Source organism: Pseudomonas rhizosphaerae (assembly GCF_000761155.1).
In the GTDB taxonomy this organism is placed as follows: Bacteria; Pseudomonadota; Gammaproteobacteria; order Pseudomonadales; family Pseudomonadaceae; genus Aquipseudomonas; species Aquipseudomonas rhizosphaerae.
This window is the reverse complement of sequence record NZ_CP009533.1, coordinates 626,181-642,479: the sequence shown is the minus strand read 5'-3', so window position 1 is coordinate 642,479 and position 16,299 is coordinate 626,181. Positions and strand designations below refer to the sequence as shown.

General features: G+C 57.7%; 9 protein-coding genes, 2 tRNA genes and 3 rRNA genes. 5 read left to right on the top strand and 9 right to left on the bottom strand.

From position 1 onward, the window contains the following. Positions 1-30 precede the first annotated feature (30 nt). Genes mksB through mksF form a run of 3 tightly spaced genes read left to right on the top strand, consistent with a single transcriptional unit; the run spans position 31 to position 4,803 of the window. A complete protein-coding gene (gene mksB / locus LT40_RS02930; RefSeq protein ID WP_043186277.1) occupies positions 31-1,320 on the top strand; it encodes an Mks condensin complex protein MksB in 1,290 nt (429 codons plus the stop codon). Further along, positions 1,310-1,975 carry an Mks condensin complex protein MksE gene (gene mksE / locus LT40_RS02925; protein WP_043186274.1) on the top strand — a complete coding sequence of 222 codons (666 nt, stop codon included), beginning with the start codon at positions 1,310-1,312 and terminating at the stop codon, positions 1,973-1,975. The genes mksB and mksE overlap by 11 nt, the downstream gene beginning before the upstream one ends. Next, a complete protein-coding gene (mksF, locus tag LT40_RS02920) occupies positions 1,972-4,803 on the top strand; it encodes an Mks condensin complex protein MksF (RefSeq protein WP_043186271.1) in 2,832 nt (943 codons plus the stop codon). Before mksE ends, mksF begins: the two co-directional genes overlap by 4 nt. 50 nt (positions 4,804-4,853) lie before the next feature. Here the strand turns inward: mksF and LT40_RS21520 are convergent, their stop codons facing one another. Then, entirely contained in the window at positions 4,854-5,003 is a 150-nt protein-coding gene (locus LT40_RS21520) for a GNAT family N-acetyltransferase (RefSeq protein ID WP_148308504.1), read from the bottom strand. 61 nt (positions 5,004-5,064) lie between these two features. After that, positions 5,065-5,847 carry an NAD(P)H-dependent oxidoreductase gene (locus LT40_RS02915; RefSeq protein WP_043186269.1) on the bottom strand — a complete coding sequence of 261 codons (783 nt, stop codon included), beginning with the start codon at positions 5,845-5,847 and terminating at the stop codon, positions 5,065-5,067. An 84-nt stretch (positions 5,848-5,931) separates the two neighbouring features. Here LT40_RS02915 and LT40_RS02910 point away from each other — a divergent pair, with 84 nt between their 5' ends. Further along, positions 5,932-6,846, top strand: coding sequence for a LysR family transcriptional regulator (locus tag LT40_RS02910; protein ID WP_043186266.1), 915 nt, complete (start codon positions 5,932-5,934; stop codon positions 6,844-6,846). A gap of 100 nt (positions 6,847-6,946) precedes the next feature. Here the strand turns inward: LT40_RS02910 and rrf are convergent. The 5 genes from rrf to LT40_RS02885 form a co-directional block, all read right to left on the bottom strand. After that, a 5S ribosomal RNA gene (gene rrf, locus LT40_RS02905) occupies positions 6,947-7,062 on the bottom strand. Positions 7,063-7,210: 148 nt separating this feature from the next. Then, a 23S ribosomal RNA gene (locus LT40_RS02900) occupies positions 7,211-10,103 on the bottom strand. Positions 10,104-10,351: 248 nt separating this feature from the next. Further along, positions 10,352-10,427: transfer RNA gene (locus tag LT40_RS02895), tRNA-Ala, on the bottom strand. 5 nt (positions 10,428-10,432) lie between these two features. Continuing rightward, a tRNA-Ile gene (locus tag LT40_RS02890) sits at positions 10,433-10,509 on the bottom strand. 65 nt (positions 10,510-10,574) lie between these two features. Continuing rightward, a 16S ribosomal RNA gene (locus tag LT40_RS02885) occupies positions 10,575-12,111 on the bottom strand. Together the 16S, 23S and 5S rRNA genes with 2 tRNA genes alongside form the textbook arrangement of a ribosomal RNA operon. Positions 12,112-12,729: 618 nt before the next feature. Between LT40_RS02885 and rhtA the strand changes: the two genes are divergently transcribed. Then, on the top strand, positions 12,730-13,611 hold the full coding sequence (rhtA, locus tag LT40_RS02880) for a threonine/homoserine exporter RhtA (protein ID WP_043186263.1): 882 nt from the start codon (positions 12,730-12,732) through the stop codon (positions 13,609-13,611). Positions 13,612-13,620: 9 nt separating this feature from the next. Here the strand turns inward: rhtA and LT40_RS02875 are convergent, their stop codons facing one another. Continuing rightward, positions 13,621-15,429, bottom strand: coding sequence for an aminopeptidase P family protein (locus LT40_RS02875; protein ID WP_043186260.1), 1,809 nt, complete (start codon positions 15,427-15,429; stop codon positions 13,621-13,623). 126 nt (positions 15,430-15,555) lie between these two features. Further along, positions 15,556-16,119, bottom strand: coding sequence for a helix-turn-helix domain-containing protein (locus tag LT40_RS02870; protein ID WP_043186257.1), 564 nt, complete (start codon positions 16,117-16,119; stop codon positions 15,556-15,558). Positions 16,120-16,299 lie beyond the last annotated feature (180 nt).

The window sequence follows — 16,299 nt, the reverse complement described above, 5'->3', positions numbered from 1 at the left end:
CCCTTTAACCTGGCACGAGTCGACCAGCCGATGATCGAACCCAAGCGCGTGCTGCGCGCCCTCGCCGACCACTGGGCCCTGCTGGAGCCGCTGTGCGAGCACTTCGACCAAGGCACCCTGAGCCTTGTCGAACTGCGCCGGCAACTGGCTGCCCAACGCCTGGAAAGCACTGCCCAGGAAATCACCAGCCTGCTCGACACCTGGATCCGGCTGGACATCCTGGTACCCGTCGCGAAAAGCCCCAACCGCTTCGAGCTCAACGCGCAGATCCACGACTTCCTCGCCTACCTGCGGCGCGAGCATCGCCTGGGCCTGTGCCTGGAGATCGAAGCCTACCTGCGTCACCTCGAACGCCTGGCCGGGCACATCCAGGATGCCTTCGACATCCGCGATGGCAACGACCTGGCTCGGCAACTTCGACTGCTCGACATGCGCGTGCGCGATGTCCTGAAGAAACTGGCCAACGACGAACAAGCCCTGGTGGCCGTGGCCGAGCGAGCCAAGACTCGTGACCGCCAGGTTGCCTTGCGCCAGCGCTACGCCGAGGTCCTCGCGACCTGGGATGAATACGTCGAACCGATGATCCAACTGGTCAACGCCGACGGCGCCTTCGAGCAAGGCGTGCGCAAGGTCGAGAACGTCCTGCTGCGTTTGCTCAGCGAACAGCAGCGCCTCGGTCACCTAGTCGATGACGACATGCTGCTACGCACCCATGCGCGCATTCTCGAAATGCAGACGTGCGCGCAGTTGACCCTGCGCCATGCCCGCGAGCTGCTGTTGCCCTTGCGCGAAGAGGCACGTCGGCACAACGCCGTGACCCGCGGCGCGGCCCTGGCGCTCTCGGCCATTCGCCGCAAGGGCCTGGACGCCGTGCCACAGGCGGCCCTGCCATTGTTCAGCCGTCCGCAAAGCACCTTTCTGGGCAGCGCCAGCCAGGTCGAGGCCTACGTCTACGCCCTGGCCCGCTTCGAAGCCAAGCCGGCGCCCTTCCCCACGGCGCGCAAGAACGACACGGCAGACACACCGCGCGCGCCACGCACGGTCAAGGAAATGCTCGAGCGTTGCGAAAACGCCCTGCCGATGCCCGACCTGATGCTCTGGCTGCTCGACCAGGAACCCGATGGCGCCACCGACGACATGCTGTACTGGTTCTCACGCCTCTCACGGGACAAGCGCTTTAACCGCCAGCGCCTCGAACGCCGTGACTACCATACCCGCGAACACCAGCTGAGCCTGCGCTCCTTCGCCCTGCTTTCCAGCGCCGAGCCCGCCGTTGCGGCAGCCCCGGCACATTCCGCGAGCACCGACCATGCATCTTGACCTCAAAGAACTGACCCACCTGGCGCCGATCTTCCGCGAGCTGCTCAAAGGCTTTCACATCAGCCGCCGCGACCCGGAGCTCTACTCGCAGCTGTCCAGCCTCCAGGACGTGTACCGCAGCCTGTTCAAAGCCTTGGGCTTCGAGCTGGTCTGCGACACCCGTGGTTTCTACTACTTCGTTCCCGAGCTGGCTGCCGCACAGGTCAACAAGACCGCACAGCGTCTGTCCCTGTTCACCTTCATCCTCGTGGAGCACCTGGCCGACCAGGGCCGCGATCCGATTGCCGTACTCGATGGCGGAAGCCTGGGCCGCGATGAGCTACCGGCCTTGCTGGACAAGTACCGTGACCTGTTCGTGCAGGCCGAAGTGCAAACCCAGGAAGAACTGGAAGAGAAAATCCTGCGACGCATGACTCAATTGGGCTTCACCGCCGAAGACAACGGCATCTATCGCTTCCTGGCGCCGATGCACCGCTTCCTCGACGTATGCCTCTCAGTCCAACAAGACCGCGACCTGGCCGCCAGCCTGCACAGCGCCCTGCCCCTGCCGGTACCGATGCTGGCAGGCGACGATAGCGACGAAGGCGATGACACCGCCGACGAACAGGCCTTGGCACTGGCGATAGCCCAAGAGCGACAGGAGTTCGATGCATGACCCAGGAACGCTACGGCATCCGCCGCTTCGCCCTGCTCAACACCGCCGGCTACAGCCTCGGACTGTTCCCCTTGGAACATCCACTGTCGGTCTATGGCGCCAACAACCTGGGCAAGAGCGCTTCGATCAACGCCCTGCAGTTCCCGATCCTGGCGCGCATGTCCGACATGAGCTTCGGCAAATACACCCTGGAACAATCGCGGCGCTTCTACTTCGCCACCGATACCAGCTACATCCTCTGCGAAGTGCTACTGGCCCACGGTCCTCACGTGATCGGCGTGGTCGGTCGCGGCCCTGGCGGCGGTTTCGGTCACCAGTTCTTCGCTTATGCTGGCGAGTTGGACCTGGCGCACTATCAACAGGACGGTACCTGCCTGCGCCAGAAAGAACTGTTCGCCAACCTCGAACGTCACAACCTCAAGGCCCATGAGCTCAAGCCCGAAGAACTGCGCCGCCTGCTGGTCGGCGGCCATACCAGCGTACCGCTCGACCTCACCCTGATTCCACTGCGCTCGACCAGCGAGCAGAGCCTGAAGACCTTTCGCGCCCTGTTCATCAACCTGCTGCACATGCGCGAAATCACCGCGGCCAAGCTCAAGCAATTGTTCCTCGATGCCTTCGAACACAGCCTGCGTTCGGGCAGCGTCGACTACATCGCTGCCTGTGAAGAAGCCTTCCGCGACGTACGCCGCATGGAGCAGGACTACAACGCACTGGTCGCCGCCGGCCCGCTGGTCGAGGCACTGGCCACCGGCGTTGCCCAGCGCGACGCACTGCGCGGCAAGCTCCACCGCCTCTCGCCGATCCTCGATGGGCTGCTGGGTACCTGGCAGGACTATGCCGGCGCACGCAAGGAAGAACTGGTCATCCAGTCCGAGCACTACCGCAACGAGCAGGACGTGCTGCAAAACAATCAGCGCGGCAGCACCCAGGAACTCATGCGCCTGGAGCGTGAAATATCGGGTATCCAGCGCTGGCTTGGCGAGCTCTCGGTCCTCAAGAACCGCTTCGCACTGGTCACCGACGTGCGCATGCTGGAGCAGCAATTGCTCGCGGCCAAGGATGCCCACGACGAACTGGCCGGCGCCCTGGCCCAGTCCCGGCAATTCAGCGCACAGGATTTGCAGGAACGCGTCCGCGACATCGAACAGCGCCTCAAGTCCATCCGCCAGCAACTGGAACACGCCGACAACAACAGCTACGCACGCCTGCGCGAAGAGTTCTCGCAACAGGATGTCGACCGGCTGATGCGCCTCTTCAACGGTGCACTGTTCAGCCTGCCGACGGGGCCCCGTGGCCTGGCCCTGGATGACGGCAACGCCTGGGTCGACGCCGTGCAGACCGTGCTCGACCGCTTCAAGGGCGAGCGCTTCGAACTGCCGGGACTTTCCATCGACCTGTCCACCATCGAGCCACCGGTGTTGCAGGCTCTGGCCGATCGCGCCGCACTGCGCGAGCAAAGCGCGCGTCTGGAAAAGGAGCTGCAACAGCTCAAGACCCAGCAAGCCGTCGCGTCGGATGTTCAGGCCAGCAAGTCTCGATCCGAAACGCTGTACCAACAGGTCCTGGATGCCCAGAAGGCGCTGGAAGACTACCGTCGCAGCCAGACCCTAAGTGCCGAGGAACCGGACAAGCTTGAGCAACTCGCCCAACTCGAAGCGGCCCAGGATGAACTGGCGCGCTCCAGCGACGCCTTCACCGAGCGCGTCGGACAGCTGTCAGCCAAGCTGCAACTGGTAGGTCGACAGATCGCCGACCTGGAAAGCAAACAGCGTACCTTGGACGATGCCCTGCGCCGCCGCCACCTGCTCCCGGTCGACCTGCCATTCGGTACCCCGTTCATGGAGTTGATAGACGACTCCATGGATAACCTGCTGCCTCTGCTCAATGACTATCAGGACAGCTGGCAGAGTCTGCAACGCGTGGACGGACAGATCGAAGCCCTGTACGCCCAGGTGCGCCTGAAGGGCGTGGCCAAGTTCGACAGCGAAGACGATGTCGAGCGCCGCCTGCAGTTGCTGATCAACGCCTATGCCCATCGCACCGACGAAGCCCTGACCTTGGGCAAGGCCCGCCGCGCCGCCGTCACCGACATCGCCCGGACGCTGCGCAACATCCGCAGCGACTACGACAGCCTCGAACATCAGCTGGCGTTGTTCAACCGCGAGATCAACAAGCGCCAGGTGTCCAACCTGCAAAGCTTCCGCATCGTCCTGGCGCCCAACAAGGACGCCCTCAAGCATATCGACCAGATCATCCACAGCGCAGGCCAATACGAGGAAGGCGAAACCCTTTCCGTGTTCGACCTCAACCAGAGCGCCGAGCAGGACAGCAAGAACGAAGAAGCCAAGGAATACCTGGCCCGCATGGTCGCGGCCAATCATAACCAGCTTGGCCTCAAGGACCTGTTCGAGCTCGCCTTCGAAATCACCAAGATCAACGGTCAGCCGGTCATCCACACGGACATCGATGGCGCCGCCTCCAACGGCACCACGATGACCATCAAGGCGCTGACCAACATGTACCTGCTGCTGCACCTGATGGATCGCGATCAAGCCGGCCGCATCCGTCTGCCCTACTACCTGGACGAAGCCGCTGATATCGACGAACGCAACCAGGCCGCCCTGCTGGAAACCAGCCAGCAACTGGGTTTCACGCCGATTCTGGCGAGCGTGAAGCCACAGGTGTCCGCTCACGTCGCCATCGACCTCGAAGGCGGCAGCAGCGCCGACGGCATCTACATCGATGAAACGGACTGGAAATTCATCCGCCGCCATGACGAGCTGACGAAAGCGGTCGCTGCACTCGAAAGCGAGGCAACTCGGTAAACGCACCGCAATGAACGAGCCCCGCAACAGCGGGGCTTTTTTTGAAGCCTTCAACCACTCGCCGGTCTGATCAGCTCAACCGCCGCCGGATCGCTCTCAATCAGGCTCAACTGGTGCAGGCTGATGTAGCGCCCATCCTTGTATTCGACATCGCGCAACGTACCTTCGTGGGCAAATCCAAGCTTCTCCAGCAGATGCAAGCTGGCGGCATTCTCCGGCTCGACGTCTTCGTGAACTCGACTTTTTCAACCCTTCGAGCGTTCAGTCGTCACTCATATGGATGCCCAGATCGTTACGCCCAGGCGCAACATGCGGCTTGAGAGTCAACGCCGGAATCTCATAGTCCCCACCATTCTGGCGACGAAATCGCAGCGGCTCGTCATCAAACAGATTATCCAGCCGGACTGCATAGGCTTCACAAACCTGTTCGAACCGAGTCGCGTCCATTTTGCCTGTTTTGTAGATCGGAAAAGGCGGCATCACCGTAAACCCAGGATAGAAAAGCACGCCATGTTGAATGGGGAAAAGCAGATCATTCAGCGCACCGTTCACGCCTCGATCACTGTAATGAGGCTCCCACCCGCCCATGGTCACCACCAACATGGCGCGCTTTCCCATCATGCTGCCTTCGCCGTAGCGATCACCCCAATGACTTTCGCTGTGTTCGCCAACGCCGTAGGCAAACCCGTAGGCATAGACGCGCTCGATCCAGCCCTTGAGGATTGCAGGCATCGAGAACCACCACAGTGGAAACTGAAAGATCACGGCGTCTGCCCAACGCAACTTTGCCTGTTCTCTCTCGATGTCCAGCGGCTGCGTGCCCGCAGCGAATACACGCTGCGATTCAAGCGCAGGGTTGAAAGGCGTTTGGTTGTCATAGCCAGGCGCATCGTCGGTATCCAGAGGCGCTTTCCAACCCATGGCGTACAAATCCGAAACGACTACTTCGTGCCCCCCGGCTTTCAGGTGAGCGATGGCGAAATCCTTGAGTGAGCCATTCAGGGATCGAGGTTCAGGATGAGCGTAGACAAGCAGCAGCTTCATGTGGAGCTCCAAGTAAATGAATGCCACACGGTAGCGACCGGCTCGCTATGATAGAAATGAATTCCCGAAACATCTGGTATTTACATGCACAATATCTTGCGCCGCCTGGATCTCAATCTACTGGTCACGCTGGATGCACTGCTGTCCGAGCAAAACGTCACGCGCGCCGCCCGACTCCTCAATCTGGCTCAACCGACAGTCAGCCTGCAACTGGGCCGGCTGCGAGAGATTCTGGACGATCCTTTGTTGCTGCCAGGCCCGCGAGGGATGTCACCTACCGAGCGGGCCAAGGAGTTGCGCGGACCGTTGCGTGAAGCGCTGGTGGCTTTGGAAGCGACGCTGAGCCCCAGCGCCCCATTCGAGCCTGCACTGTCCAATCACACCTGGAAAATCGCTGCGAGTGATTACGCCGTGACCGCATTCGTCTGGCCATCGTTGGCGGTGCTCAGGCGCCTGGCACCGGACACCCGCCTGGTGCTGTTGAACAAGAGTCCCCTCAGCCTCGCCGATGACCTTGAAAATGGTCGGCTCGATCTGGCCCTGCACACCCGCGATGAAGCACCAGCAAAACTGCGTCACAAGTCTTTGGTTCACGAACGCTATGTGCTGGCAGCGCGTCGAGGTCATCCTGCATTGGCAACCCCGCTTTCGCTTGAGGCATTTTGTGGTCTTGAATACGCCGTGGTGTCACCCAATGGCGCTGGCTTCGTTGGCAGTACTGACCAGGCACTGGCTGCCCAAGGCCTGGAACGCAAAGTCGTTCTATCAGTGTCCACTTTCAACTCGCTTGTTTCAGCACTGGCTCACAGTGACCTGGTCGCGGTGGTGCCGGAAAGACTCGTGCAGGATGAGCCAGCTCTTCACGTCCAGACACCTCCACTCGCTATTCCAGGTTTTGAGATGCTCATGTTGTGGCCGGAAAGACTGCATCGAGACCCTGGCCACATATGGCTGCGCGATCTCATCACCTCTGGATTGCATAAAGGCACAGATTCATAGGCAGGCGTGCTGCAAAAAAACACCCTCCAGGGTCATTATTTTTGCCTCAAGAAAGACAAAACCCCTACCTGCTCACGCAGATAGGGGTTTCGGAATTGAATCTTGACGATGACCTACTCTCACATGGGGAAACCCCACACTACCATCGGCGATGCATCGTTTCACTGCTGAGTTCGGGATGGGATCAGGTGGTTCCAATGCTCTATGGTCGTCAAGAAATTCTGTAGCCAGGATGCCCTTTGGAAGGCATTCCAGCGAATCGGGTATGTGATAGTTGTGGGTTGTCTTGCTGCGAACTTTCGGTTCGTGTCATCTCCACAGTCACCGCAATCTGGTCGTTCGACACAAATTGCTTGGGTGTTATATGGTCAAGCCTCACGGGCAATTAGTATGGGTTAGCTCAACGCCTCACAGCGCTTACACACCCCACCTATCAACGTCGTAGTCTTCGACGGCCCTTCAGGGAACTCAAGGTTCCAGTGAGATCTCATCTTGAGGCAAGTTTCCCGCTTAGATGCTTTCAGCGGTTATCTTTTCCGAACATAGCTACCCGGCAATGCCACTGGCGTGACAACCGGAACACCAGAGGTTCGTCCACTCCGGTCCTCTCGTACTAGGAGCAGCCCCTCTCAAATCTCAAACGTCCACGGCAGATAGGGACCGAACTGTCTCACGACGTTCTAAACCCAGCTCGCGTACCACTTTAAATGGCGAACAGCCATACCCTTGGGACCGGCTTCAGCCCCAGGATGTGATGAGCCGACATCGAGGTGCCAAACACCGCCGTCGATATGAACTCTTGGGCGGTATCAGCCTGTTATCCCCGGAGTACCTTTTATCCGTTGAGCGATGGCCCTTCCATACAGAACCACCGGATCACTAAGACCTACTTTCGTACCTGCTCGACGTGTCTGTCTCGCAGTCAAGCGCGCTTTTGCCTTTATACTCTACGACCGATTTCCGACCGGTCTGAGCGCACCTTCGTACTCCTCCGTTACTCTTTAGGAGGAGACCGCCCCAGTCAAACTACCCACCATACACTGTCCTCGATCCGGATAACGGACCTGAGTTAGAACCTCAAAGTTGCCAGGGTGGTATTTCAAGGTTGGCTCCACGCAGACTGGCGTCCACGCTTCAAAGCCTCCCACCTATCCTACACAAGCAAATTCAAAGTCCAGTGCAAAGCTATAGTAAAGGTTCACGGGGTCTTTCCGTCTAGCCGCGGATACACTGCATCTTCACAGCGATTTCAATTTCACTGAGTCTCGGGTGGAGACAGCGCCGCCATCGTTACGCCATTCGTGCAGGTCGGAACTTACCCGACAAGGAATTTCGCTACCTTAGGACCGTTATAGTTACGGCCGCCGTTTACCGGGGCTTCGATCAAGAGCTTCGCTTGCGCTAACCCCATCAATTAACCTTCCGGCACCGGGCAGGCGTCACACCCTATACGTCCACTTTCGTGTTTGCAGAGTGCTGTGTTTTTAATAAACAGTCGCAGCGGCCTGGTATCTTCGACCGGCATGAGCTTACGGAGCAAGTCCTTCACCCTCACCGGCGCACCTTCTCCCGAAGTTACGGTGCCATTTTGCCTAGTTCCTTCACCCGAGTTCTCTCAAGCGCCTTGGTATTCTCTACCCAACCACCTGTGTCGGTTTGGGGTACGGTTCCTGGTTACCTGAAGCTTAGAAGCTTTTCTTGGAAGCATGGCATCAACCACTTCGTCGTCTAAAAGACAACTCGTCATCAGCTCTCGGCCTTGAGATCCCGGATTTACCTAAGATCTCAGCCTACCACCTTAAACTTGGACAACCAACGCCAAGCTGGCCTAGCCTTCTCCGTCCCTCCATCGCAATAACCAGAAGTACAGGAATATTAACCTGTTTTCCATCGACTACGCTTTTCAGCCTCGCCTTAGGGACCGACTAACCCTGCGTCGATTAACGTTGCGCAGGAAACCTTGGTCTTTCGGCGTGGGTGTTTTTCACACCCATTGTCGTTACTCATGTCAGCATTCGCACTTCTGATACCTCCAGCAAGCTTCTCAACTCACCTTCACAGGCTTACAGAACGCTCCTCTACCGCATCATCATAAGATGATACCCGTAGCTTCGGTACCTGGTTTGAGCCCCGTTACATCTTCCGCGCAGGCCGACTCGACTAGTGAGCTATTACGCTTTCTTTAAAGGGTGGCTGCTTCTAAGCCAACCTCCTAGCTGTCTAAGCCTTCCCACATCGTTTCCCACTTAACCAGGATTTTGGGACCTTAGCTGACGGTCTGGGTTGTTTCCCTTTTCACGACGGACGTTAGCACCCGCCGTGTGTCTCCCATGCTCGGCACTTGTAGGTATTCGGAGTTTGCATCGGTTTGGTAAGTCGGGATGACCCCCTAGCCGAAACAGTGCTCTACCCCCTACAGTGATACATGAGGCGCTACCTAAATAGCTTTCGAGGAGAACCAGCTATCTCCGAGCTTGATTAGCCTTTCACTCCGATCCACAGGTCATCCGCTAACTTTTCAACGGTAGTCGGTTCGGTCCTCCAGTCAGTGTTACCTAACCTTCAACCTGCCCATGGATAGATCGCCCGGTTTCGGGTCTATACCCAGCGACTAAACGCCCTATTAAGACTCGCTTTCGCTACGCCTCCCCTATTCGGTTAAGCTCGCCACTGAATATAAGTCGCTGACCCATTATACAAAAGGTACGCAGTCACAGAACAAGTCTGCTCCCACTGCTTGTACGCATACGGTTTCAGGATCTATTTCACTCCCCTCTCCGGGGTTCTTTTCGCCTTTCCCTCACGGTACTAGTTCACTATCGGTCAGTCAGTAGTATTTAGCCTTGGAGGATGGTCCCCCCATATTCAGACAAGGTTTCTCGTGCCCCGTCCTACTCGATTTCATTGACAAGAGATTTTCGCGTACAGGGCTATCACCCACTATGGCCGCACTTTCCAGAGCGTTCCGCTAATCTCAAACCAACTTAAGGGCTGGTCCCCGTTCGCTCGCCACTACTAAGGGAATCTCGGTTGATTTCTTTTCCTCAGGGTACTTAGATGTTTCAGTTCCCCTGGTTCGCTTCTCATGCCTATGTATTCAGCATGAGATAACTGTCTTATGACAGCTGGGTTCCCCCATTCAGACATCTCCGGATCACAGTCTGTTTGCCGACTCCCCGAAGCTTTTCGCAGGCTACCACGTCTTTCATCGCCTCTGACTGCCAAGGCATCCACCGTATGCGCTTCTTCACTTGACCATATAACCCCAAGCAATCTGGTTATACTGTGAAGACGACATTCGCCGAAAATTCGCATTTACTCTAAGAGCAACTCACAAATTTTACCTTAGCCTGAACAACACCAGTGAAAGTGCTGTCCAGTCTATCTTTCTATCACATACCCAAATTTTTAAAGAACGATTCTGAAAAAGATCAGAAATCAGCATTCAACCATCATTCGATGGAATGCTCATTTCTAAGCTTTGACAACGATGGAGCACCAAAAGTGGTGGAGCCAAGCGGGATCGAACCGCTGACCTCCTGCGTGCAAGGCAGGCGCTCTCCCAGCTGAGCTATGGCCCCATAATTGGTGGGTCTGGGCAGATTCGAACTGCCGACCTCACCCTTATCAGGGGTGCGCTCTAACCAACTGAGCTACAGACCCAATCGTCTTCTTCAATGAATCAAGCAATTCGTGTGGGAGCTCATGAGCCAGCTGTTGTCGTCGATTAAGGAGGTGATCCAGCCGCAGGTTCCCCTACGGCTACCTTGTTACGACTTCACCCCAGTCATGAATCACACCGTGGTAACCGTCCTCCCGAAGGTTAGACTAGCTACTTCTGGTGCAACCCACTCCCATGGTGTGACGGGCGGTGTGTACAAGGCCCGGGAACGTATTCACCGCGACATTCTGATTCGCGATTACTAGCGATTCCGACTTCACGCAGTCGAGTTGCAGACTGCGATCCGGACTACGATCGGTTTTGTGAGATTAGCTCCACCTCGCGGCTTGGCGACCCTCTGTACCGACCATTGTAGCACGTGTGTAGCCCAGGCCGTAAGGGCCATGATGACTTGACGTCATCCCCACCTTCCTCCGGTTTGTCACCGGCAGTCTCCTTAGAGTGCCCACCATAACGTGCTGGTAACTAAGGACAAGGGTTGCGCTCGTTACGGGACTTAACCCAACATCTCACGACACGAGCTGACGACAGCCATGCAGCACCTGTCTCAATGTTCCCGAAGGCACCAATCCATCTCTGGAAAGTTCATTGGATGTCAAGGCCTGGTAAGGTTCTTCGCGTTGCTTCGAATTAAACCACATGCTCCACCGCTTGTGCGGGCCCCCGTCAATTCATTTGAGTTTTAACCTTGCGGCCGTACTCCCCAGGCGGTCAACTTAATGCGTTAGCTGCGCCACTAAGAGTTCAAGACTCCCAACGGCTAGTTGACATCGTTTACGGCGTGGACTACCAGGGTATCTAATCCTGTTTGCTCCCCACGCTTTCGCACCTCAGTGTCAGTATGAGCCCAGGTGGTCGCCTTCGCCACTGGTGTTCCTTCCTATATCTACGCATTTCACCGCTACACAGGAAATTCCACCACCCTCTGCCCTACTCTAGCTTGCCAGTTTTGGATGCAGTTCCCAGGTTGAGCCCGGGGATTTCACATTCAACTTAACAAACCACCTACGCGCGCTTTACGCCCAGTAATTCCGATTAACGCTTGCACCCTCTGTATTACCGCGGCTGCTGGCACAGAGTTAGCCGGTGCTTATTCTGTCGGTAACGTCAAAACAGCAAGGTATTCGCTTACTGCCCTTCCTCCCAACTTAAAGTGCTTTACAATCCGAAGACCTTCTTCACACACGCGGCATGGCTGGATCAGGCTTTCGCCCATTGTCCAATATTCCCCACTGCTGCCTCCCGTAGGAGTCTGGACCGTGTCTCAGTTCCAGTGTGACTGATCATCCTCTCAGACCAGTTACGGATCGTCGCCTTGGTGAGCCATTACCTCACCAACTAGCTAATCCGACCTAGGCTCATCTGATAGCGCAAGGCCCGAAGGTCCCCTGCTTTCTCCCGTAGGACGTATGCGGTATTAGCGTTCCTTTCGAAACGTTGTCCCCCACTACCAGGCAGATTCCTAGGCATTACTCACCCGTCCGCCGCTGAATCAGGAAGCAAGCTTCCTTCAACCGCTCGACTTGCATGTGTTAGGCCTGCCGCCAGCGTTCAATCTGAGCCATGATCAAACTCTTCAGTTCAATACTGCAATTAGGTTTTGAGAAAACCTTATAAACTTGGCTCAGCAATCGCAAACTCGAGCCCGAAGGATCGAGGTAACTCTTTGATTTCTCGTGGAGTCATTGTGATGCTGATAATCTTGTTGACTAACAGTCTTAACTCACAAGCACCCACACGAATTGCTTGATTCAATTGTTAAAGAGCGGTGGGTTGATTCTTTCGTCTCAACCGAGGCGCGCATTCTACGCTAGCCTCACATCCTGTCAAGCGTTTATTTCGAAGTATTTTTCCAGAAACCTGAACAACTTCAAACACTTGACTCGCTTCGATCACTCGTCAGCGGGAGGCGAATTCTACAGCGTTTCAAACCGCTGTCAACCACCTTTTCTCACCGCTTTCGACCTGCAAGATCGAAGCACTTCCTCACTGCTTGAACGACTAACTCATTGATTAACAAAGCGTTTATCGTTTCGGCTGCGCCGGAAGTGGGGCGAATTATAGAGCGATTCCCAAACAGGTCAATAGCTAACGGCATAGAAAGTTCAAAAAATTTAAATGGGCAATATATTGCTCATTTTGCGCGGCTTGGCCATCATACTGGGGAAACGTGTGTCTCACCTCTGCCAAGTAGCCAATCCATGACCCCGCCTTCGCTCACCAACAAGCTCTACCCCATCGTTCTTCTTATCATAGCCATGGCATCCATTCAGACAGGTGCCTCTCTGGCCAAAGGCATGTTCCCCCTGATAGGCGCCCAAGGTACAACTGCCCTTCGATTGATATTTGCCAGCGTGTTCATGCTGATCCTGTTGCGCCCATGGCGCGCTCGGCTGACCTGGAGGACATTGCAGACCGTGATGATCTACGGCATCGCCCTGGGCTGCATGAACCTGCTCTTCTATATGTCTCTGCGCACGGTTCCCCTGGGGATAGCCGTGGCCCTGGAATTTACCGGGCCTCTGGCAGTGGCGATTCTGGCTTCGCGTAAAGCGCTGGATTTTGCGTGGGTAGCACTTGCCGTCGTCGGATTGCTGCTGCTGATCCCGATGGGCGATGCACAGGCTGGGCTCGATCCGGTGGGCGTTTGCTATGCCCTTGGCGCAGGGGTGTGCTGGGCGCTGTACATTCTTTATGGTCAGAAGGCCGGCGCGGACAATGGTGTGCAGACTGCCGCGCTCGGGGTCATGATCGCTGCAGTGTTCATTGCCCCTGTCGGCATTGCGCACGCGGGTACCGCGCTGCTCGACCTGGCACTGATTCCGACGGCCATTGCCGTAGCAATCCTCTCTACAGCGCTACCCTATAGCCTCGAGATGATCGCGCTGACACGATTGCCGGCACGCACCTTCGGTACCTTGATGAGCATGGAGCCGGCGATCGGTGCGCTGTCAGGCTTGGTTTTCCTGCACGAAGTGTTGAGCACCACACAGTGGTTGGCGATTGGCGCAATCATCATGGCTTCCGTGGGAGCCACGCTGACGATCCGCGCCGACCATGCCCCCGCGGTGGCCGCCGACTGACTTAGCGAGTCAGATCGGCTGGGTGCGTTCGTGCAGCCATTGCAACGAGGCGCCTATAAGCAGTGGCGCCACCCGCCGCGCGACCTCGGCATGGTAGTCGTTGAGCCACTGGCGTTCTGCTGCGGACAGTTGCGGAACATCGATGCAGCGGGTATCGATAGGGCAAAGCGTCAGGGTTTCGAAGTTCAGGAACTGGCCGAAAGCGCTTTGCCCGGCTTCGCCTGTGAGCACCAGGTTCTCGATACGCACACCCCACTGGCCGGGCCGATAGGTGCCGGGTTCGATGGAAGTGATCATCCCGGGCTGCATGGCCGTTTGCGGCGTGGTGGGGGCTTGGTAGGCAATCACCTGCGGACCCTCATGGACATTCATGAAGTAACCCACTCCGTGCCCAGTGCCGTGCCCATAGTCGACTTGATCCGCCCAGATGGGCGCACGTGCGATGGCATCGAGCAACGGCGACATGATCCCCTTGGGAAAGGTGGTACGAGACAAGGCGATCATGCCTTTGAGTACCCGTGTGCAGTCTGCCCGCTGGTCTGCCGTGGGCGTACCAACAGGGACCATGCGGGTTATGTCAGTGGTGCCGCCTAGATACTGGCCACCGGAGTCGATCAACAGCAAACCGTCGCCTTCGATCACGGCATGGGCGGTTTCAGTGGCACGGTAATGCGGCATCGCACCATTGGCATTGAACGCCGCAATGGTCGAGAAGCTAAGTGAGACGAAATTGGGCCGACGTGCCCGCGCCGCAGTCAGCTGCTCGTCGATGGTCAGTTCGGTTACCCGCTGGTTTCCCCAAGCGCCCTCCAGCCACGCAAAGAACTCGCACAGCGCCGCACCGTCCTGCTCCATGGCATGCCGGATATGCTGTGCTTCCTTTGCGGTTTTTCGGGACTTGCTCAGGGTCGTCGGGTTCAGCGCTTCCACCAGGGTGACACCGGTGCCGAGACTTTCGATGATGCCCACGGTGACGCGCGCCGGGTCGAACAAGAGTTTTTCACCAGCAGGTACTGCAGCCAGAGCAGAGGCGATCTCGCCGTACTCACGGACCTGGATACCAGCCTGTGCCAGGCTGTCGCGCAGTGTGGAGTCGATCCTGGAGAGTGCCGTGAACAGCGTTGCCGAGTGCTCCCCGATCAGTGCGAAGGCGACGAAGACCGGGTTATAGGGTACGTCGGAGCCGCGCAAGTCGAACAACCAGGCGATGTCGTCCAGGGTTGCCAATAGATGCCAATGGGCGCCCTGAGATTGAATCTGCTCGCGCAGCGTCTTCAGTTTCTCGCTGCGTTCGCGTACCGCGTACGGCGGCAGGTGTGCATAGACGGGCTGGACCGGCAATGCAGGACGATCGGACCAGACCTGGGCGAAAAGGTCGGTATCGGTACGCAGGGCTGCACCGATCCGCTGCAGCTTTTCTTGTAACTGGCGGGCGGCGGCAATTGCCATGACCGCGCCGTCGACTGCAACCGTCGCGCCGGGACGTACCTGTGTACCCAGCCAATCCAGTGGACCCGGTTGCCCGGCCAACAGCTTGACCAGCTCGATGCCGCTTCCGGCAAGCTCGACCTGTGCCTGCTCCCAGTAGCGACTGTCAGCCCAGAGCCCGGCAAATTCAGCCGTGACGATCAAGGTTGCGACCGAGCCGTGGAACCCGGACAACCATTGACGGACCTGCCAGTGCTCTGGCAGGTATTCGGACAGGTGCGGGTCTGCCGACGGTACCAGCAAGGCATCGATACCCTCGCGCTGCATGAGTGCTCGCATCTGTCGCAGGCGCTCGGTAACAGGGAAGTGGGCAGAAGGTGTCAGGCTCATTCGCGCTCCGGTTCGGGTGCTGGGTGGTGGGTGGTGTGGGGGCTGGATAGTGTGGACTGCTTGTAGCCTGATCATGGCGAACCTGGCGGCGCAGGGCAACCTTATGACAGGTGCGGGTCGAAGGCTTCAGATGACGACGTTGCGCACGAAGCGAACCTCGGTGTCGCTGTCGTTGCGATAGGCATAGGGCTGGTTGCTGGGGTAGACGAAGAAGTCACCGGCCGCCAGGTCATGGGAGCGCCCGGACAAGACAATGGTGAGGCGGCCTTCGCACACGTAGATCTGCTCGCTCCAGCCCTCGGCGTCGGCTTCCGATATGTAGGATTCGCCGGACTGCAACAGCCACTCCCAGAGTTCGACCTCCTTGCTGGCCACTGTGCTGGCGAGCAGGACAGCCCGACTGCCGGGGAGTGTGCCAACCCAGGCCAGTTCGTTGATGCGGCTGGGGTCGCGGTTTTCCCCCGGCTGGATGAGGTCGCTGAAGGCGACATCGAGTGCTTCCGCGACGCGATCCAGGGTAGTCAGGCTGACATTGTTGTCGCCCGCCTCTATGGCCACCAGCATGCGACGGCTGACGCCGGAGCGTTCGGCCAGTGCACTTTGCGAGAGTCCAGCGGACTGACGCAGGCGACGTACGTTATGGCTGACATGCTGGAGCACTGAGGCTCTGGGGCTGGGGTCTTTGACCAATGGGATGTGCGCTCGCTGTGGGTGGCCCCGCCGATCGATACGATCTGGACGGAGCTATCGATAGTAAAAAATTGTCATAAAAAAACAAGTCGTTACGGCGTGCCTGTACGATTCTGGCACAGCTTGCGGGTTGGTGATCCCCCAGTGACCCCGTATGATCCTTTTCAATATTCCTGCAGA